At 64.2% G+C, this 18,027-nt stretch carries 19 protein-coding genes and 1 pseudogene; 13 read left to right on the forward strand and 7 right to left on the reverse strand.

Annotated features, from left to right (window positions below; genetic code table 11):
- Window positions 1-68 precede the first annotated feature (68 nt).
- Window positions 69-2,177, reverse strand: coding sequence for a S9 family peptidase (locus F812_RS0112765; protein WP_020086373.1), 2,109 nt, complete (start codon window positions 2,175-2,177; stop codon window positions 69-71).
- 636 nt (window positions 2,178-2,813) lie between these two features.
- Between F812_RS0112765 and F812_RS0112770 the strand changes: the two genes are divergently transcribed.
- On the forward strand, window positions 2,814-3,221 hold the full coding sequence (locus tag F812_RS0112770) for a Ros/MucR family transcriptional regulator (RefSeq protein ID WP_020086374.1): 408 nt from the start codon (window positions 2,814-2,816) through the stop codon (window positions 3,219-3,221).
- A 37-nt stretch (window positions 3,222-3,258) separates the two neighbouring features.
- On the opposite strand, the gene F812_RS23800 is transcribed toward F812_RS0112770, so the two are convergent.
- Window positions 3,259-3,609 (reverse strand): hypothetical protein, encoded by a 351-nt coding sequence (locus F812_RS23800; protein WP_020086375.1) that lies wholly within the window; start codon window positions 3,607-3,609, stop codon window positions 3,259-3,261.
- A gap of 196 nt (window positions 3,610-3,805) precedes the next feature.
- Here F812_RS23800 and F812_RS23805 point away from each other — a divergent pair, with 196 nt between their 5' ends.
- Entirely contained in the window at window positions 3,806-4,303 is a 498-nt protein-coding gene (locus F812_RS23805; protein WP_020086376.1) for a helix-turn-helix domain-containing protein, read from the forward strand.
- Window positions 4,304-4,321: 18 nt separating this feature from the next.
- Window positions 4,322-4,939, forward strand: a complete 618-nt coding sequence (locus F812_RS0112785; RefSeq protein ID WP_020086377.1) for a DUF6456 domain-containing protein — start codon at window positions 4,322-4,324, stop codon at window positions 4,937-4,939.
- Between the two features lie 17 nt (window positions 4,940-4,956).
- On the opposite strand, the gene F812_RS0112790 is transcribed toward F812_RS0112785, so the two are convergent.
- Window positions 4,957-5,382, reverse strand: coding sequence for a SufE family protein (locus tag F812_RS0112790; RefSeq protein WP_020086378.1), 426 nt, complete (start codon window positions 5,380-5,382; stop codon window positions 4,957-4,959).
- Window positions 5,383-5,491: 109 nt separating this feature from the next.
- Window positions 5,492-5,848: a hypothetical protein gene (locus F812_RS0112795; protein ID WP_020086379.1), complete on the reverse strand. Its 357-nt coding sequence runs from the start codon at window positions 5,846-5,848 to the stop codon at window positions 5,492-5,494.
- A 284-nt stretch (window positions 5,849-6,132) separates the two neighbouring features.
- On the opposite strand from F812_RS0112795, the gene F812_RS0112800 reads away from it, so the two are divergent.
- From F812_RS0112800 to F812_RS0112810, 3 genes are all read left to right on the forward strand, one after another.
- Window positions 6,133-6,843, forward strand: a complete 711-nt coding sequence (locus tag F812_RS0112800; RefSeq protein ID WP_020086380.1) for a peptidoglycan-binding domain-containing protein — start codon at window positions 6,133-6,135, stop codon at window positions 6,841-6,843.
- 79 nt (window positions 6,844-6,922) lie between these two features.
- Window positions 6,923-7,270: a DUF1491 family protein gene (locus F812_RS0112805; RefSeq protein ID WP_020086381.1), complete on the forward strand. Its 348-nt coding sequence runs from the start codon at window positions 6,923-6,925 to the stop codon at window positions 7,268-7,270.
- Window positions 7,271-7,481: 211 nt separating this feature from the next.
- Complete coding sequence (locus F812_RS0112810) at window positions 7,482-7,676, forward strand: hypothetical protein (RefSeq protein WP_020086382.1); 195 nt, start codon at window positions 7,482-7,484, stop codon at window positions 7,674-7,676.
- Between the two features lie 12 nt (window positions 7,677-7,688).
- Here F812_RS0112810 and F812_RS0112815 read toward each other — a convergent pair whose 3' ends face one another.
- Genes F812_RS0112815 through F812_RS0112825 form a run of 3 tightly spaced genes read right to left on the reverse strand, consistent with a single transcriptional unit; the run spans window position 7,689 to window position 11,297 of the window.
- Entirely contained in the window at window positions 7,689-8,279 is a 591-nt protein-coding gene (locus F812_RS0112815) for a hypothetical protein (protein WP_020086383.1), read from the reverse strand.
- A gap of 3 nt (window positions 8,280-8,282) precedes the next feature.
- Window positions 8,283-8,951, reverse strand: a complete 669-nt coding sequence (locus tag F812_RS23810) for a DUF1214 domain-containing protein (RefSeq protein WP_020086384.1) — start codon at window positions 8,949-8,951, stop codon at window positions 8,283-8,285.
- Between the two features lie 3 nt (window positions 8,952-8,954).
- Complete coding sequence (locus F812_RS0112825) at window positions 8,955-11,297, reverse strand: transglycosylase domain-containing protein (RefSeq protein WP_020086385.1); 2,343 nt, start codon at window positions 11,295-11,297, stop codon at window positions 8,955-8,957.
- A 509-nt stretch (window positions 11,298-11,806) separates the two neighbouring features.
- Between F812_RS0112825 and F812_RS0112830 the strand changes: the two genes are divergently transcribed.
- The 7 genes and pseudogenes from F812_RS0112830 (at window position 11,807) to F812_RS27300 (ending at window position 18,026) form a co-directional block, all read left to right on the forward strand.
- A complete protein-coding gene (locus tag F812_RS0112830; RefSeq protein ID WP_020086386.1) occupies window positions 11,807-12,406 on the forward strand; it encodes a hypothetical protein in 600 nt (199 codons plus the stop codon).
- Complete coding sequence (locus tag F812_RS0112835) at window positions 12,312-13,664, forward strand: DNA-packaging protein (RefSeq protein ID WP_026868104.1); 1,353 nt, start codon at window positions 12,312-12,314, stop codon at window positions 13,662-13,664. The genes F812_RS0112830 and F812_RS0112835 overlap by 95 nt, the downstream gene beginning before the upstream one ends.
- A 134-nt stretch (window positions 13,665-13,798) precedes the next feature.
- Window positions 13,799-14,983, forward strand: a pseudogene (locus F812_RS27025) (phage portal protein); the annotation flags it as partial.
- Between the two features lie 767 nt (window positions 14,984-15,750).
- Entirely contained in the window at window positions 15,751-16,164 is a 414-nt protein-coding gene (locus F812_RS0112845) for a hypothetical protein (protein ID WP_020086389.1), read from the forward strand.
- Window positions 16,165-16,325: 161 nt separating this feature from the next.
- Entirely contained in the window at window positions 16,326-17,081 is a 756-nt protein-coding gene (locus tag F812_RS0112850) for a hypothetical protein (RefSeq protein ID WP_020086390.1), read from the forward strand.
- On the forward strand, window positions 17,078-17,497 hold the full coding sequence (locus tag F812_RS0112855; RefSeq protein ID WP_020086391.1) for a hypothetical protein: 420 nt from the start codon (window positions 17,078-17,080) through the stop codon (window positions 17,495-17,497). The genes F812_RS0112850 and F812_RS0112855 overlap by 4 nt, the downstream gene beginning before the upstream one ends.
- Before the next feature lie 94 nt (window positions 17,498-17,591).
- Window positions 17,592-18,026 carry an RNase A-like domain-containing protein gene (locus tag F812_RS27300; RefSeq protein ID WP_198011203.1) on the forward strand — a complete coding sequence of 145 codons (435 nt, stop codon included), beginning with the start codon at window positions 17,592-17,594 and terminating at the stop codon, window positions 18,024-18,026.
- Window position 18,027 lies beyond the last annotated feature (1 nt).

Consider the following 18,027-nt stretch of genomic DNA (forward strand, 5'->3'; position numbering starts at 1 on the left):
CGGCGCCATGAGCAGCGCAGAGGGCAGATCCAGACTCACGGAATTAAAGGGGTGTGAGGCGAGCACCCTCAAACCGCCGCCAGTCCGGTGATCTTGAGCGCGAACGCATAGTCGAGCGCCATCTCACGCAGTTGCTCGAAGCGCCCTGACGCGCCGCCATGACCCGCTTCCATGTTCGTCTTGAGCAGCACCAGGTTGTCGCTGGTGTTGAGCCTGCGCAGCTTTGCGATCCACTTGGCGGGCTCCCAGTAGGTCACGCGCGGATCGGTGAGGCCCCCGTAGGCGAAGATGTGCGGATAGGCTTTCGCCTCCACGTTGTCGTAAGGGCTGTAGGAGCGGATGATCTCGAACTCGCGCGCGCTCTCGATGGGGTTGCCCCACTCCGGCCACTCCGGCGGCGTGAGCGGCAGATCCTTGTCCAGCATCGTGTTCAGAACGTCGACGAACGGCACGTCGGCGATGATGCCGAGGAACAGATCGGGCGCCATGTTGGCGACGACGCCCATCAGCATACCGCCCGCAGAGCCGCCGTTGGCCACGATACGGCCGCGCTTTGTCAGCCCCTGCGCCACGAGATGCTCGCCCGACGCGATGAAGTCGGTGAAGGTGTTGAGCTTCTTGTCGAGCTTGCCGTCCGTGTACCAGTGATAGCCCTTGTCCTTCCCGCCGCGAATATGCGCGATGGCGAAGATGAAGCCGCGATCCACCAGCGAGAGGCGCGTCGTGGAGAACGATGCCGGGATCGAGATGCCGTAGGAGCCATAGCCGTAGAGGAACAGCGGCGCCGATCCGTCGAGCGGCGTGCCCTTGCGATAGAGAATGGAGACCGGAACCGTCTCGCCGTCGGCGGCGGGCGCGAACAGGCGGCGCGTCACGTAGTCTGCCGGATTGTGGCCTGAAGGAATTTCCTGGCGCTTGCGCAGCACGCGGGTGCGCTTGGCCATGTCGTAGTCGTAGGTCTCGGCCGGCGTCGTCATCGACGAGTAGGTGAAGCGCAGCGTCGTCGTGTCGAACTCGTAGCCCTCCGACATGCCGAGCGCATAGGCTTCCTCGCCGAAGGCGATGGCATGCTCCGCACCATCCGAGAGCGCGCGCACGATGATGCGCGGCAGGCTGTCCTCGCGCTCGAGCCGCACGAGATGATCCTTGAACACGGCGACGTCGATGATAAGCCGCCCGGGCTTGTGCGCGAGAATCTCACGCCAGTTGGCTTGGCCAGGCTTGTCGGCCGGCGTCTCGCAGATCCGGAAATCTTCCGCGCCGCCCGAGTTGGTGGTGATGATCAGCCGGTCGCCATGATGATCGACCTGATACTCGTGCCCGTGCACGCGCTTTTCGACGAGCACCAGCGGACTGTCCGGTTTGTCCGCATCGATGAGGTAGACCTCGTTCGACTGGTGATCGTGGGCATCGACGATCAGGAACTTGCCTGACAGCGTCTTGTCGAGACCCACATAGAAACCGATGTCCTTCTCCTCGTAGACGAGCACGTCCTCCGAGACTGGCGTGCCGATGCGATGGCGGTAGACGAAAAGCGGCCGGTGATTGGCGTCGAGACGGATGTAGAGCAGCGTCTGGCTGTCGTTCGCCCACACGATCTCGCCGCGCGTGTCGGGGATCTCGTCGGTGAGATCCCGGCCCGTTTCGAGATCGCGAATGCGGATCGTGTAGAGCTCCGATCCCTTGTCGTCGACCGAATAGGCCAGCAGGCGGTGATCCGGGCTGTGAGCCTTTCCGCCGAGATCCCAATAGGGTTTCCCTTCGGCTTCAGCGTTCCCGTCGAGCAGGACGTGCTCACCCTCGCTGTTGCGCGCGCGCCGGCAGAGCCGCGGATACTGCCCGCCGGCCACGTAGTTCGCGAAATACTCGAACGGCCCGTCGGGCGCCGGCACCGTGCTGTCGTCGGGTTTCAGGCGGCCTTTCATCTCCTGGAACAGCTCCGCCTGGAGCGCGGCCGTGGAGCCGAGCGCGGCCTGCGTGTAGGCGTTCTCCGCTTCGAGGTAGGCGCGGATGTCCGCGTCGAGCAGCGCCGGCTCGCGCATGACGTCCTGCCAGTTGTCCGCGCGCAGCCACGCATAGTCATCCGTCAGCGTCACGCCGTGATGGGTGGAGACGACGGGCTTGCGCTGCGCGACGGGCGGGGCAGGAAGTTCGGTGCGGGAGACGGGGGCGTGCATGGGGCAGCCTTCTGTGAGGGTGGAAAAGTGGTGACCGGGGCCACCGCCAGGCGGCGCCTCTACGTCAGGATGTCATGTTTCGGCAAAGTGCGCGGCCAAAGTCAAATGGCGGTTTCCCGCAGCGAGCGAGGTAACGGCGCGTCACAGCCGAGCCGAACCGGCGTGTTGCTCTGCAACATGTTGAGTTGCCATAAATGCGGGGCGGCAACGGCCCAAAAAGCACCGCTCCTTCGTCAGCCGGATGTCAATCTTAACGAACAATTGGTGATGCAAGCAAGGCAGGTGCGCGTCAGATTTATTTGGAATAGGTGCGAAATCACGCCGGTAAAGCTTGAAGTCACCACCCGCGCAAATTTAGCCGATAGCAACCTCCGGTCTCGGGTAATCCCTGGAGCGCATTGACGCGGTTAGGGATTTGGGCAAGTTCCGGAGACCTCAAGTTGACATCAAGTTGGGAATGATGTCCAAAGACCTCGGCGTCCACGCTACAACACAGCCGGGGCGCGACAGTAAGATCATGTTGAATTCAGCTTGAGGCTGTTACGCATAGACTATAATAGCCTTGCGATTGACTTCCCCCGGTGAAGATTTCGGCAGTCGCGGATCGCTGTGGGTTTGCTTGGAAGGAATGGATCGATGGAAGACGGGGCCCAGCCGGAATTGGTCGAGCTGACTGCGAGGATCGTGTCGGCATTCGTGAGCAACAACACGATCGGGGCGGAGAACCTGCCGCAGCTCATCAATGACACGCACGCCGCGCTGAGCCGCGCCACCGGCAATACGGTTCAGCCCGAGCGCGAGGAGCTGAAGCCGAAGGTTCCGGTTAAGAAGTCGGTGATGCCCGATCACATCGTCTGCCTCGAGGACGGCAAGAAGTTCAAATCCCTGAAGCGCCATCTGCGCACGCACTACAACCTCTCGCCGGAGGAATACCGCGAGAAGTGGGGCTTGGCGCATGATTATCCGATGGTTGCGCCCAACTACGCGCGTGCGCGCTCCGATCTCGCCAAGAAGATGGGCCTCGGCACCCGCCGCGAGAAGTAGAGCGAAGCATTCGGCAGAGAGGCGCAAGCGAGCGCCTTCAGCTCGGCTGAAAGTTCGATCGGCGAACAACAGACAAGCGCGCGGCACCAGCGGTCCGCGCGCTTTCTTTTTGCGAGGATGCCTGTTTCGTGAGCGCCGCGAGCGCGGCGCGCTCGTGCCGCCAGATGCGGACCAGGGCCGCATGGCGCGCGAGGTCATAGGTCCAGTGTCCGCTGCGTCCGCGCCTCCGCTCTGCCTTGAGGGCACATTCGAGCTTGGCGACGAGACGTGTACGTCCTTCGCGGGAAGTGTCCGCGATTTCCGAGGGCCAGAGCGGGATGAGCCGGGCTAGCTCCCGCGCGCGTTCGTCATCGGCGCGCGGCTCGCGGGAAGCGGGGCAATCGGGCAAGAGGGGGACTCCTCTGGTGAAGATCCCACTCTCCCATGAGTGCGCGCTGCGGGGATTGTATGCCGCGACGCAACACGAGAGGCCTCGCTTAGCACTTATCCTCGCCGTTCACTGCTCCGGTAGTTTCGGTCTGGGCCGGCCGCGATCGCCGCGTATGATCCGACACGACAAACGCTCCTCGCACGAAACAGAGACCATGCTGAACGGTGCCTCGATGAGCCTTAGACCCGCGACCGATCCCGCCGCTGTGCCGAACGCCGATCCGCAAGGTATTGCCGCCTGGTTCCTCGGTTCCCCGCACGACCACGGACATGGCGCGCGTGAAGAGGCGGCGGCGAAGCCGGTGCGTGCGCTTTCGGATCGCGAGGCTGCCCGCTTGCGCCACCTGATCGAGCAGGCCATCGGAGACGTGTTCGGAGTAAAGCGTGCGGATCTCTCCAAGCCCTCGCGAGGAAAAGCCTCCGTCGCGCTCGCCCGGCAGGCGGCAATGTATATCGCCCACGTGTCGTGCGGATTGAGCCTTACGGACGTCGGCCACATCTTCGCACGTGACCGCACGACGGTCGCCCATGCTTGCGCCGTGATTGAGGATCGCCGCGACGATCCGGTGTTCGATCGCGCCCTAGAGTTGATGGAGTGGATCGTCCCATCCCTCGTAGGCAACGGCCTGCTCCACACGCACGCCACCATCTGACACGTCCTGGAGAAAGCCATGACACGGAACGCGCGATCCCCATCGCCGAACGCCTCGCCGCGCGCACGCAAGTCTGCGTCCCGCGCGGATCGCGCACGCCCCGGGCGGAACCCGGCGGAAAGTCCTATAGCGTGGCTGTTCAATCGCAAAGACGGCGATGGCAACCCGCTGATCAGCGAAGCCCAGTACAACGCAGGCGAGCGGCTGCGCGCGGACTTCTGGTTCGCGCAGATGTCGCCGAGCGTCACGCAAAGCTGGAACCTGGCCGCGACGGCAGGAGGTGGAAGGCGCGGTGCGCCGGGCGCCGGAGTGGATCTGGCAGACAACGTGATTGCAGCGGGCGAGCGCGTACGCCGTGCCCTGGCAGCGGTAGGCCCTGAGCTGTCAGGCGTTCTGATCGATGTCTGCTGCCATCTGAAGGGCCTCGAGCAGGTGGAGAAGCGGGCCGGCTGGCCGCAGCGATCGGGTAAGGTCGTGCTGGGAGTGGCGCTGGATGCGCTCGCGCGCCACTATGGATTTGCAGCGCCCGCCACTTTGCCGCCGCGCAACGCGGTCGTGCGCCATTGGGGCGCGAGCGATTTTCGTCCCGCCATCGACGGCGGAAGAGATCCGGAAGGCGCAGGCGAGGGCGCGTAGGGGAGGGGACTGCCGATCTAAGTGGCGAGCGCGGCGCGCGCATCGGAGCGGATGCGCTCCACCATCGAGGCGAGCCCGTTCGAGCGCTGGGGCGTCAGGTGATCCTTGAGACCGAGCGCTTCGAACACCGTGCCGGGTTCGATTTCCAGGATCTTGCGGGCAGGCTTCCCGTTGTAGAGCGCGAACACCACGGCGATGAGGCCGCGCACGATGTGAGCGTCGCTGTCGCCTCGGAAATGCAACACGGGACCGTCGCCGTTCTGGCCGGGCGTCGTCTCGCTCGTGAGCCACACCTGGCTCACGCAGCCTCTCACCTTCGTCTCTTCGGTCTTGAGTTCTTCAGGCAGCGGCTCGAGCGACCGCCCCAGCTCGATGATGTAGCGGTAGCGGTCTTCCCAGTCGTCCAGAAGCTCGAAGTCGGACTGAAGGCTGACAAGATTCATAAGCAAGTGTCCTCTGTCGGCCGGCTCGAGGTGCCGACAAATAGGACATAGGCGCCGCATTGGGGCCAGCGCAAGAGTTGATCTCGACGCGGCGCCTCGGAGAGGCGCCTCAGGCGCCACCTTCCTCCACCTTGTCGCCCCGCCAGTTTGGCCGGAGGTCATCCGGGCTCAGCGTGCCGCGGGCCTTGGCGGAAATCGGCGCTGGCGGCCCGTCCGGGAGAACCTGGTCCACGGAGCTCCGGATCGCGACGTCGTAGGCGAGCTTTCCGGCGAACTCGGCCTTGCGCAGGAACGCCTCCCAAAGCTCGCCGGCCATCACGCATTGCTGGCCGTTGCGGTCGCAGTAGGTCATCGTCCAGTGGGCAGCTGTGGCCGCGCGCTCGTAGAGCGCCTCTTGCTGTTCCCTGTCGGATGGCATCAGCGCGACGCCAAGCGAAAGAACGACTGCAATCCTGAACAAGGACATGGCTCGTGCAACTCCGGTCTCGGACACAATGACCCCAGAAGGTCCCGATACACGGACGCTACGGCAAAAATTTTGAGGAAGCCCGGCCGCGAGCATGACAATTTAAGACGTCATTTAAGAGAGTTATCCGAAAAACATCGGCAAATTTTATCGATCTGACGCGCCTACCCGCACGCAACGCCAGAATTCCGGCGCACCGCCCCGGGGCAGGTTAACGCCATCTTAACAGCCGCCCCACGATACTCCGTTCTTGGCGGGACAATGAACGCAGGCCGGACCTGAGGATGACGCCGTTTGCAGTGCGGTTGACGCTCCTGACCTTCGCGGTCCTCTCGGGAGCGATGGCCACCAACATCTTCGTGTTTCAGCCGCCGGGCCGCCAGATCGCCGGGATCGATGCCGCGCGCCAGGGAACGTCAGTCGGCGATGGCTGGTCGAGCCAGCCGCCCGCCATTTCCGGACTATCGAGGCCCGACGCAGCGGCGGGCGAACGTGGCGCGACGGTGCCGCCGATCGAGACGGGTGCCGTGAAGCCCATTCCGGAAACAGTCGATCGCTCGGATCTCACCCGTGCCATCCAGCGCGAGCTCAAGGCAAAAGGCTACGAGGCCGGAGCCGTGGACGGTGTCATCGGGCTCGTGACCCGCGGCGCCATCATGGCGTACGAGAGCGATGCGGGCCTGCCGCTGACCGGTGAGCCGCGCCAGGCTCTTCTTCAGCATATCGTGCTCGGCTCGGCGGAGCTTCAGGCCGCCGATACGGGCAAGTCGCCTCCAGGCCCCGAGGCGGAGGCCGTGATCCGCGCGGTGCAGCGCGCCTTCCGCCAGCTCGGCTATATCTCGACACTGCCGGATGGACGCTTGAACGATCAGACGAGACGTGCGATCCGGAAGTTCGAAGTCGACCGAAAGATGAGCGAGACGGGCCGGATTTCCGGAGAGCTGCTGGCCAAGCTGGCGACGCTCGCCGGTGACGCATTGCGCGCGACCCAGTAATAGCCCTTATCCTTGAAACGCGAGCGGACGCGCGCACCGGCGCTGCGCCGGATTCCCGCACGGAAACCAGATCGAAGCAATGCGGCTCAAATCCGAAATCTGGGTGAAAGCCTATGTGCGCCGCTGCGCGTCCGGCGGCAGGCAAGCCTACGTCGTGCGCCACGGCGACGACGACGCGGGCGCGATCTACATCCGCATCAATCGCCTCGACGGGACATCGTCGTTGTTCGGACCCGCGCCCGCAACTCTTGCTGGGCTCGAAACGGACAGGCGCTGGCTCGGGTGCTTCAAGGGCGAAGCGCGCCCCGACGCCGACGTCGATCTCTATCTCGAGCGCGAGGTGCGCACCGATCCCGACCTCTGGATTGTCGAGGTGGAAGCGCGCGACGGAGCGCACGGCCTAGACGGCTGGCTCGCGGACCTCTGAGTCTTCCCGGCCACGCTCGCCCGGATCGCAAAGCGCAACAGCCGCGCCGTTAACATTTCATTAACCAAAGCAGCAGCCCAATACGACGGTATTGGTCGCGAGCATAACCGGGCGCCGCGTCTCGCCACGAGCGGGACAGAAAAGAGCCCCGGAAAAGAACAGACGAGCGGGGAAACACCACCAGGACCGACGGCGTGAGGGAGCACACGCGATGGCCAGCATTCTGGAATTCAGACGGTCGCCGTTCCGCTATCGACCTCTGACCGATCAGCGCGGAGCGAACAGCTCGGCTGATATCGTTCTCTTCCCGGGCGTTCGCTATGAGCGCTGGAGCGAGGAGGAGGCCGCGAGCAAGCCGCGCAGCCGCCGCTCGCGCAGGCGCGACCGGCTCGATCTCGAAGATTGACCGTCTCGCGGATTAGGAGGCGCGCGTGCGCTGAACCTGACAGCGCGCCCGCTTCAAATCCGCCATCGCGCGCGCGCGATAGGCTTCGCCTTTTTCCGGTGCGCGCACGACCGCGATCCCTTCGTTGGCCGAGATCGTGAGCGTTGCATCCCGCGTGATGGCCGTTGCGGGTGACGATTGCCCGCCCGTGCGCCACGCATCTTCTCCCGGCACAAGCAGAATGGAAACCTCGGGTCTGCGGCCGGGGCCTGCAACCGAGTTGAAGAAGTTGTCGCCGGACGGCGAGAAGAGCGAGAGCGCCCAGCCCGGCTCGGGCAGCACCGCCGAAAGGCTCACAGCGCCGTTCGTGGTGTCGAATCTGCAGATCGCATAGCGGGCATCCGGAGACATGAACGGCAAGGGCTGCGCATCGGGCGTCACCGGCGGGACGATCTGCATCGCGTTCTCCGGCAACTCGCCTGCTAGCCGCCCGTATCCCGAGGTCGGCGTGAGAAGCGGGGTCGCGAGCGTGGCGAGGATGTGCAGGATGGCACTCGCGAACAGCGCGGCCGCCACCAGCGGCACATTGATCGACGTGATGCGGGCCCAGAGGCGTTTGAGCATGTCTCAGCACCCCTTGCGCGTGATGGTGGGGATCAGCCGCTCGACCTCGCCGTCCTGCGCGATGGTGCGGGTGTCGAGATCGAGAACCGTGAAGGCGATGGCGAGGCGCCCAGCACCGCCGATCGGCAGCCAGTTACCGGGATGCGCGTCGCGTGAAAGCCTCGCGGCGTAGGTGCCGTTGGGATTGATGGCCATCGTGTCGCTGGTGAAGCCGTAGCGGCCGAGCACGTTGGGGATGAGCCGGCCGTTGGCGTCGAACACCGTGAGGCTCCACCAGAACGCGGAATCCTCCACGCCCTCGATCACGTAGTCGCAAGACGAGTGAAGCGTCCGCCCTTCGCTGTCGACACGGGCGATGAAGGTCTGCGCCACCTCCGTGCTGAGCGGGAGGATGCCGAGGCGCGCCTCATGCGCACGCGTGTAGGGATCCGCATCGGTGCGTCCCGCGGCGGTCCACGAAACCCAGGGCCCGACGGTCAGCGTCGTGAGCGAGGAGCCGCGCTCGATCATGTACCAGCTCGATCCGAGCCCGAGGATCAGCACGACGCCAATGAACAGAGCCCAGTCCGTTGTGTAGGTCATGAACACGATGAGCCGCTTCTTCAGCTTGTGAAGCGTGAAGCTCATGAAGTTCAGGGACGTGAGGGAGCGGAGCGCGTTTGCGACGGTCATGGATCAGGGCACGGCGGGAGAGGCAGAATTGCGATCGCCGCCCGCGCGCTGGGCGAGAGTTGCGCCCGGTGGCGATGCGGAGCGCTCGGATCTCAGGATTGAGCCGAACGGTTCCGCGTCGGCTCTGTTGTTGCGCGGTCCCGGCGTTGCGGGCTCGTGCGGTTGGCCATCGATGGGCGTTGGCCCGGACGGCGCGCCGGGTGTTGTGGACGGCGGCTCGGCAACGCCCGCGGCCTTGCGCAAGGCGCTGGTGATGCGTTTCAGCGCATCGCGCGCCGAGGAGGACATCATCGGCGAGGACGCCTTCGCGCTGCCGAGCTCCGCTGCGGCTGCCGCAGGATTGGCGCGCTTCAGCTCGGCGATGCGCTGCATCTCTGCGACTTGCACAGGGTGGGGCTGCAGGCCGGGAAGCGTTGGGATGTTCATGTCACGATGGGCAACCGACATGAAGGAATGCCAGAGCGGAGCTGCGAGCTGGCCGCCCGTGTTGCCGCCAGCCATCGGACGGTTGTCGTCGTTGCCGAGCCAGATGCCGGCCACGTATTTGCCGGTGTAGCCGACGAACCAGACGTCCACCGGTCCGCTGCTCGTGCCGGTCTTGCCGGCTACGTGGGTGAAGTCGAGTGCCGCTTTCTGCGCGGTGCCGTCGGTCACCACCTTGTTCATCATCTGGTTCATGCCCTCGGCCACCTTCCGCGAAACGAGCTGGGCGGGCTCGGGCTCGTCGCGCTCGCGGCTGTAGATCACCTCGCCGCGCGAGTTGACCAGATCCAGGATGGCGTAGGGCTTCGCGCTCTTGCCGCCGTTGGCGAATGTGGCCGCGGCGCCCACGTGCTCGATCGGCACGATGCCGTAATCGCCGAGCGCCATCGAGCACGTCTTGCGGACGCCGGTGATGCCGAGCCGCTGGGTCATCTCGATGACCTTTTCGCGGCCGACTGCGAACGACAACTCGGCGGCGACCGTGTTCAACGATTTTGCCAGTGCCATCCAGAGCGGCATACGCGAGCCGCTGCCATGGCTGCCGCCATAGTTCTGCGGATGCCAGCGGCCGCAGGCACGCGAGGAGTCGCGCACGATCGTATCGGGCGAGTAGCCGTTCTCGAGGGCTGCGGCATAGACGTAGATCTTGAACGACGAGCCCGGCTGGCGGCGGGCGTGCGTGGCGCGATTGAATTGGCTCTCGCCGTAGTCCGGTCCGCCGACGATCGCGCGCACGGCGCCGTCCGTCTCCTGCGCGACGAGAGCGCCGGAGTTGATGCGCAAGCTGCGCCCCCGCTGCTTGAGGAACGTGACGAGCGCTTCCTCCGCCTGCTTCTGCATGGTGAGGTCGACCGTAGTGCGGGCCGTGAGCACGTATTGGTTCTTGCCTTCGGCGAGCCGCTGCACCTCCTCGAATGCCCAATCCAGGAACCAGTCGGGGCTCGTGGTGGCGCGCGTCTCCACGATCTGCGCGGGGTGCAGGCGTGCCTCATGAACCTGCGCGGGCGTATAGAAACCGGCTTCGACGAGGTTCTGCAGCACCTCGTTCGTGCGCGCGCGCGAGGCCGGCATGTTCACGTGCGGTGCGTACTTGGTGGGCGCTTTGTAGAGGCCGGCCAGCAACGCGGCTTCAGCCAGATTGACCTCGCGCACGGACTTACCGAAGTAGAATTGAGAGGCGGCTTCCACGCCGAACGCGCCGCCGCCGAGATAGGCGCGGTCGAGATAGAGCTTCAGGATCTCGCGTTTGGTGAAGCGTGTCTCGAGCAGGAAGGCGAGGAACACCTCCTTGATCTTGCGATCGATCGAGCGCTCGGAGGAAAGGAACAGGTTCTTGGCGAGCTGCTGCGTGAGCGACGAGCCGCCCTGCACCACGTCGTTCGCGCGCAGGTTCTCGACGAGTGCGCGTGCAGTGCCGAGGAAATCTACACCGAAGTGCTCGAAGAAGCGCCGGTCTTCCGTGGCCAGCGTCGCCCTGATCACGGCGTCCGGGATTTCCTCGAGCGGTACCGCGTCGTTGTGCAGGATGCCGCGCTGGCCGATCTCGTTGCCGTCCGCGTCGAGGAACTTGACGCTATACTTGCCGGTGAGGAAGCGCCCTTCGTCGAATTCGAGGAAGGCAGGCAGCGCGAGCGCATAGAGAACGAAGAGGCCGCCCAACGCGAGCGTGAAGCCCTCGGACGCGGCTTCGTTCAAGAGGCGCCGCCAGCCGGAGAGCTTGAAGCGTGCGAAGAAGCTCGACCCGGCGTCCCAGAGATCCTTGCAGCGCGACCAGAACTCGGAGGCCGACGAGTCGAGCCGCGAGTCGAGGCTCATCCAGTCGATGCCTTCACGCCGTCCGCGCTTGAAGAACCAGTCGCTCAACGTGCCAATCCTGTCAGTAGAGTCCCGTTTTCCGGCGGACGCGAACAACGAAAAGGCGGGAAGGCGAGCCTCTCCCGTCCCGCCTGTCGCGGACTCAAATCACCACGCCATTATGGTTATTTATACGCTGGCACGACGCCGAGCGAGAGCCTTGTGCGCGGCGGCTGGGGATAGGCTGGAGCCATCGCGGGGGATGGCGATCATAAAACTTATCCCCGGGGACCCTCCCACGATTACTGTGGTGTGTTTTGTATTCAATAAGTACAATTAAAGTTTACCCATCTAATATAAAATAAACATAGAAATCTATACGGTAGATCGTTGACAGCGCGACGGTAGAGTGATAGTGTTTTTGTATGGTCGGGAAAGTGTCGATGACGCTCTCGGCGCGAAACACCCAAACATCAGGAAGTAACGTGAGCGCGGGCCTGGCTGGATATGTCCGGTCCGGGCGCTTTCGGCTTTCCTGATTTCCTGAACACATTCGAGCCGGAACGGCGTGGCGGCGCATGCAGGTCGACGAGGAGACGTGGGCCTCTGTGAGGTCGGCCTATGCCGATGCGTCCGTGCCGCTCACCGAAATCGCGGCCCGCTTCGGGCTCACGCACCAACGCATCGCGGCGAGGGCACGAAAGGAAGGCTGGCCGCCGCGAGAGCCGGTCAGGAAACGGCGCGGTGGAAGGGGGGCAGGGCCTGCCGTCGTCCGGCCCGCCACCGGGGAGACACCGCCGGACGGTGACGCCGCTGCCGGGCGCGCACCGAAGACCGGGAGCCGCCTGCCGACGCGTGGGGCGCGAAAATCGATCGTCGGGCGCCTCTACCGCGCCATCAGTCTGAAGCTCGAGCACATGGAGAAGAGAATGGCGAGCGGGGAGATCCGTTCGGCCCAGGACGAGGAACGCGAAAGCCGCGCCCTCGCCACCCTGATCAACAATTTCGAGAAGATCACGGAGGCCGTCGCTGAATTCGACCAGGCGAGAGACACCGGACGCGCCGCCGTCCGCAGCCGCGCCGATGCGGAGCGCATGCGCCGCGAGATTGCGGAGCGCCTTGAACGCCTCGGTGCAGGCGGGACGCTTGAGCGCGGATCTCGCAAGCCTCGACCCTGAGACGCTGCGCTTCATCCTGTCCGACTGGCAGGTGTGGGCGCGCGACGATCAGCTTCCAGCCGCGACGACGCCAGGCGGCGCGGACTGGCGCGTGTGGCTGATCCTCGGCGGACGGGGCGCGGGCAAGACGCGGGCAGGGGCGGAATGGGTGCGGGCGAAAGCGCTCGGCATTCCCCCGCTGGGCGAAGAGCCGGCGCGCCGCATCGCCCTCGTCGGGGAGACCTTGGCCGACGTGCGCCGCGTGATGATCGACGGCGTCTCGGGTCTGCTCGCGATCCACGGCGAGGACGAGCGCCCCGAGCTCGAGGTTTCGAAGTCGCAACTCGTCTGGCCCAACGGAGCCATCGCGCAGATGTTCTCCGCCGAGGATCCGGACAGTCTGCGCGGACCGCAATTCGATACCGCCTGGTGCGACGAGCTGGCGAAGTGGCGCCGGCCCGAGGAGACGTGGGACATGCTGCAGTTCGGAATGCGCCTCGGCGAAAATCCCGCCATCGCCGTCACCACCACGCCGCGTCCGCTGCCGCTGCTGAAGACCATCATGGCCGACCCCGCGACGGTGATCACGCGTGCTGCCACGGTCGCGAACGCCGCGAACCTCGCGCCCGCCTTCATCGCCGAGATGGAGCGCCGCTACGCAGGCACCGCGCTGGGACGCCAGGAGCTGCTCGGCGAGATCGTCGACGAGCAGTCGGGCAGCCTGTGGCGGCGAGACTGGATCGAGCGCCATCGCGTCAAGGACTGTCCGGAGCTGACCAGCATCGTCGTCGCCGTCGATCCGCCGGTGACGGCCACCGCCAACTCGGATGCCTGCGGCATCATCGTGGCGGGCCTCGCGGCCGACGGGCGTGCCTACATCGCGGCCGACCGCTCTCTGCAGGGCCGCGAGCCGCAGGTGTGGGCCCGCGCCGCCGTGCGTGCCTATCGGGAGTTCATGGCCGACCGCGTCGTCGCCGAGGTCAATCAGGGCGGCGATCTCGTCATCGCCATCCTGCGTCAGATCGACGAGGCCGTCGCGGTGCGCACCGTGCGGGCAACGCGCGGCAAGTGGCTTCGCGCCGAGCCGGTCGCCGCTCTCTATGCGGAAGGCCGAATTGCTCATGTGGGCGTGCACGCCACGTTGGAGGAGCAGATGCTCGCCTTCGGTGCGGACGGCTTGGCGAAGGGACGCAGCCCGGATCGCGTCGACGCGCTGGTCTGGGCCTTGACTGACTTGATGATCGACCGGCAGGCCGCCCCCGCCATCCGGCAACTCTGAAGGTGAGGCAGCAGGCAACCGGCAGCAGGCAGCGCATAGGAATACGTTCCAGGCGCGCCTTCCGTTTTGCTGCCGGCTGCCCGCTGCCCGCTGCCCCCTAAAAGGATCTCTCAATGCCGCGTATTCTGGAAACGCTGGCGGGCCTCTGGCCTGGCCGGGCGAAGCCCGCTGCTGCCGCTGTCACTCCGCTCCACGCTGGTGTGGAGGAGTCGAAAGCCAGCGCCACCGGCCCGCTGATCGTGCTGGAGACGCTGGGCCGCCCGGTCTGGACGCCGCGCGACTACGAGGCCTTCGCCCGCGAAGGCTTCATGCAGAACGCGATCGTCTACCGCGCCGTGCGCATGATCGCGGAAGCCGCCGCCTCGGTGCCGCTGATGCTGTTCGAGGGCGATGAGGAGCACGAGGATCATCCGCTGCTCGATCTCCTCGCGAAGCCCAGCCTCGACCAGACCGGCACTGACTTTCTCGAAGCCTGGTACGGCTATCTCCTCGTCGCTGGCAACGCCTACGTCGAAGCGGTCGCGCTCGACGGCCGCCTGCGCGAATTGCACGCGCTGCGCCCGGACCGCATGAAGGTGGTGCCCGGCGCCGAGGGCTGGCCGGAAGCCTACGAGTACACCTGCGCGGGAAGAACGGTGCGCTTCGAGGAGGAGCCGGTCTCGGGCGTGCGCCCGATCCTGCACGTGCGTCTGTTCCATCCCGCCAACGACCACTACGGCATGAGCCCGGTCGAGGCGGCGGCGCAGGCCATCGACATTCACAACACCTCCGGCCGCTGGAACAAGGCGCTGCTCGACAACTCGGCGCGTCCCTCGGGTGCCTTGGTCTACGGCGGCGCTGACGGGCGCATGACGCCAGAGCAGTTCGAGCGCCTGAAAGCGGAGCTGGAGGATGGCTTCCAGGGCCCGCGCCGCGCCGGACGCCCGCTGCTGCTCGAAGGCGGCCTAGACTGGAAGCCGCTGTCTCTGTCGCCGAAGGACATGGACTTCATCGCGGCCCGCAATGGCGCGGCGCGCGAGATCGCGCTGGCGTTCGGCGTGCCCCCGATGCTGCTCGGCATCCCGGGCGACAACACGTTTTCCAATTACCAGGAGGCGCAGCGCGCGTTCTGGCGATCCACGGTGCTGCCGCTGGTGACGCGGACGGCGAAGGCGCTGGCGTCGTGGCTCGCGCCAGCATACGGAACAAGTCTCGATCTCAAACCCGACCTCGACCAGATCGAGGCGCTGACGGCGGAGCGGGAAGCGCTGTGGGCGCGCATCGAGAAGGTGAGCTTCCTGACTCTGAACGAGAAGCGCGCCGCGGTCGGCTACGCGCCGCTCGATGAGCCGCCGCCCGAGCCCGCGACGGAAGTCGAGCAATCGTCCGTTCTGAGAAAGTATCCTGCCGGAGGCGGGCGGAAATATAGGCCCGATCAGGCCCGCGCCCCGAGCGGCGACTCCGATGGCGGCCAGTGGGTGGACGAGGGCGGCGGGAGCGGCAGCCGTCTCGGAACGAGCGTCGCGAGCGGTGTGGGTGCGCCCGCCCGCGACGACGGAGCGAGGGAGGAGAATGTTCGTGTCGCACAGGCGCCATCGAGACCAACGAGAAGGCGGGGAGATACTTGGACGGCTTCTCCGGCGCAGGAGACGCAACTCAGAATTACCGGCGAGGCCGCGCGGCGGATGCGAGACCAAGTACGGCAGCTTGATCCGAGTTGGAATCCCCGCCCGAGCGTATCGGCGGGCACGGCAGAAGGTGCAATTCGTCGAGCTGAAGGAGAATTGGCCGAAGCACAAGCGCGATGGGCCGAGCTCACGCGAGATGCCGTGCCGAGCACTAACCCATTATGGGGTGCAAATCGACTGCGTAAAGAGCTTGGCGTACAAGGCTATAGATTCACGAGGCCAACCGACGCTCCTGGATCCTTCTTTGAGAGCGATTCAGGTGCTCAAGTTCGAATTATGGTAAGGCCAACAAAAAGATTTCGAACAGATCCACAGCAGAAGCATGAATTCGAATATTACTACCGCTATCGAAAAAATAAGAGCGATCGTTGGGGCCAGCCTATACCGTTGCCTAACAAGGTACAATCGGAAGACTAGATATGAATGAGATTAAACGTTTGAGTGAGCTTGCAGCAAGGATCTTATCTGAGCTGGAAGAGGCAGGAGCAGAAAATTTTTCGTCCACTGTCAATACCGTCATGGACCCACTAGGCGAGAAAGCTGAGATTGATGACAGTGTAAATGCTTTGAAGGAGCTGATTCAATCCGGGCTTGCGGTCTTGCGTGTTGAGTACAAGTCAGAGAAATCGCCTGATGTATCGTTTGAAATGCTATCGGAATTGGAGTCAAGCGTCAGTTTTGCGCCCGAAGAGCGTTTATGGAAATGGAATGAAAAGTTGCCTATGGTTGAGATCGTCGCAACGGAGAAGGGGCGAGAGCTTGCGTTCGAGATTCTTGACGAGCGTGGCTATCAGTGGTGGCGGCAAAACGGTGGTGAGAAAGGTGGCAAGTGACGTGGCCAGCATCCTAGTCTGAGCGCGATCCTGCCGAAGGCGAGCAACCAAAGGTGTGGGCGCGCGTCGATGCGAAGCATCGCTCCGCGATGACGAGAAAGTGAGCTTCCTGACCCTGAACGAGAAGCGCGTCCTGCCGAAGGCGGGCAAGCAAAAGGGCGGTGGGATATGCGCCCCTCGACGAACCGCCGCCGGAGCGAGCGACGGAAGTCGAGCAATCGTCCGTTCTGAGAAAGTATCGCCCTGACCAGGCCCGCGCACCCGCCGGCACCTCCGATGGCGGCGAGTGGGTGGACGAGGGCGGTGGTGGAGGAAGCGGCGGAGGGCTGGTCCATCTTATAGGTGGCCGCGGCGGCCGCGCCGGCGGCAGAGGGCGGCCGCCGACGACCCAGGAAGAAGGTCGCCGGCTGAGGGACGAGACCGACGAGCAGATTCAGTCAGGGATCGCGAAGGAAAAACAGTTCAATGACTTGGCGGCAACAGCCACGCCGCTGCGGAAGGATCTGCGAAAGCTGGACCCGCAATGGAAAGGTCCGGTCAGCGTCGTCGATCCCGACAACCTCGACGGGCGGATCAGGCATCTTCATGCGTGGAATGAAGCGGCCCAGGCCCGGATCAAGGAGCTGAGCACGATCCCTGACACCAATCCGGATTGGGGTGTGAACAGACTAGTGAAAGAACTCCAAGCGCGGGGCTACGGACTTGAAAAGCCCGCGAGAGACCCAGGGTTGATATACAAAAATCCGGCGACCGGTGAGGAAGTGAGGATTATGCAACGGCCAGAAGCAACACCGTGGCGCACGGATCCATCCGAGAAACGTGCGAATAGCTATTATTACAGATATCGCCGGGGGTCGGGTAAGGGTGAAGGTGCACACATGGCGATCCCTGACAAAAAGGGAAAGAGCGAACCATGATCTCAAGAGACGAAATACAAGCGCGCGTTCTGGCGGAGGTGGAAGAATGCGCCGCCGAGCAGGAGCTTGTGGCGCTCCTGAACACGGTGATTGACGAAACGCAGGGTCGTCCTGAGGAAGTGGCGCTATTTCGCGAGGCGATGGAGCAGTTGATAGACAAAGGTCTGGTGCTAATGGCCCCCGAGAACGAGCCCGGGCAACAGACGGTTGAGGTTGATGCCGCACAATCACGGGCGATGCTTTCCGAGATCCTGGGTTCGCTCTATTTCGGCTCCGACGATCTGCATTGGACACTTGATCCTTTCGTCTACACCTATGCCGTCTTGACCGACGCCGGGAGGCTCGCAGGTAAAGAGGTCCTCGGCGAGCGCGGGTACCGGTGGTGGTACTACGAGGACGACGAGGGAACCACTTAGCGGAGCGAGGGCGGCCGGCGTCGGTGCGCCGGCCCGCAACGAGGGAGCAAGGGATGAGAATGTTCGTGTCGCGCAGGCGGGCGGCAACTATGGGATAGACGTTACCGAGGAGGATCGAGAGTATGGAGGCCATACGTTCAAAAGGCACATTGGAAAATCGGATGAGTATCTTAAGGCAAGAATCGTCGGCAACCGCTTTAATGTAACAGCGCTAGGTGGCTTAGGAGAAAAAAGAGCGGGCTCCTTCACCTCGGTTGACGCAGCGAATAAGCTCGTCAATGCAACAATTGCGGAGCCGGAGAACGTAGCAAAGATTGAAGCATTCGTGCGGCGTGATCTTCTCTACATGCTTCCGGTTCTTTACGTGCGGAAAAGTTTTGACTCGGTGACCGGCAAGGAGGCTTACGGGCCGGAAGGGAAAGGACCGGATATGCGACAGACTTATTCGGTCGAGGTCCGTCTAGTCCGAAGTAATAAGTCACCCAAGGGTTTTTACGTGCATTCGGCTTATCCGCTGAATCCTGATTAGG

The sequence above is a fragment of the Hyphomicrobium zavarzinii ATCC 27496 genome (assembly GCF_000383415.1).
Taxonomy (GTDB): Bacteria; Pseudomonadota; Alphaproteobacteria; order Rhizobiales; family Hyphomicrobiaceae; genus Hyphomicrobium_C; species Hyphomicrobium_C zavarzinii.

What these genes read in the sequence shown, in the direction of transcription:
- F812_RS0112765 (WP_020086373.1), bottom strand. Translation starts at nt 2,177, where the DNA reads ATGCACGCCCCCGTCTCCCGCACCGAACTTCCTGCCCCGCCCGTCGCG.
- F812_RS0112770 (WP_020086374.1), top strand. Translation starts at nt 2,814, where the DNA reads ATGGAAGACGGGGCCCAGCCGGAATTGGTCGAGCTGACTGCGAGGATC.
- F812_RS23805 (WP_020086376.1), top strand. Translation starts at nt 3,806, where the DNA reads ATGCTGAACGGTGCCTCGATGAGCCTTAGACCCGCGACCGATCCCGCC.
- F812_RS0112785 (WP_020086377.1), top strand. Translation starts at nt 4,322, where the DNA reads ATGACACGGAACGCGCGATCCCCATCGCCGAACGCCTCGCCGCGCGCA.
- F812_RS0112790 (WP_020086378.1), bottom strand. Translation starts at nt 5,382, where the DNA reads ATGAATCTTGTCAGCCTTCAGTCCGACTTCGAGCTTCTGGACGACTGG.
- F812_RS0112795 (WP_020086379.1), bottom strand. Translation starts at nt 5,848, where the DNA reads ATGTCCTTGTTCAGGATTGCAGTCGTTCTTTCGCTTGGCGTCGCGCTG.
- F812_RS0112800 (WP_020086380.1), top strand. Translation starts at nt 6,133, where the DNA reads ATGACGCCGTTTGCAGTGCGGTTGACGCTCCTGACCTTCGCGGTCCTC.
- F812_RS0112805 (WP_020086381.1), top strand. Translation starts at nt 6,923, where the DNA reads ATGCGGCTCAAATCCGAAATCTGGGTGAAAGCCTATGTGCGCCGCTGC.
- F812_RS0112810 (WP_020086382.1), top strand. Translation starts at nt 7,482, where the DNA reads ATGGCCAGCATTCTGGAATTCAGACGGTCGCCGTTCCGCTATCGACCT.
- F812_RS0112815 (WP_020086383.1), bottom strand. Translation starts at nt 8,279, where the DNA reads ATGCTCAAACGCCTCTGGGCCCGCATCACGTCGATCAATGTGCCGCTG.
- F812_RS23810 (WP_020086384.1), bottom strand. Translation starts at nt 8,951, where the DNA reads ATGACCGTCGCAAACGCGCTCCGCTCCCTCACGTCCCTGAACTTCATG.
- F812_RS0112830 (WP_020086386.1), top strand. Translation starts at nt 11,807, where the DNA reads ATGCAGGTCGACGAGGAGACGTGGGCCTCTGTGAGGTCGGCCTATGCC.
- F812_RS0112835 (WP_026868104.1), top strand. Translation starts at nt 12,312, where the DNA reads ATGCGGAGCGCATGCGCCGCGAGATTGCGGAGCGCCTTGAACGCCTCG.
- F812_RS0112845 (WP_020086389.1), top strand. Translation starts at nt 15,751, where the DNA reads ATGAATGAGATTAAACGTTTGAGTGAGCTTGCAGCAAGGATCTTATCT.
- F812_RS0112855 (WP_020086391.1), top strand. Translation starts at nt 17,078, where the DNA reads ATGATCTCAAGAGACGAAATACAAGCGCGCGTTCTGGCGGAGGTGGAA.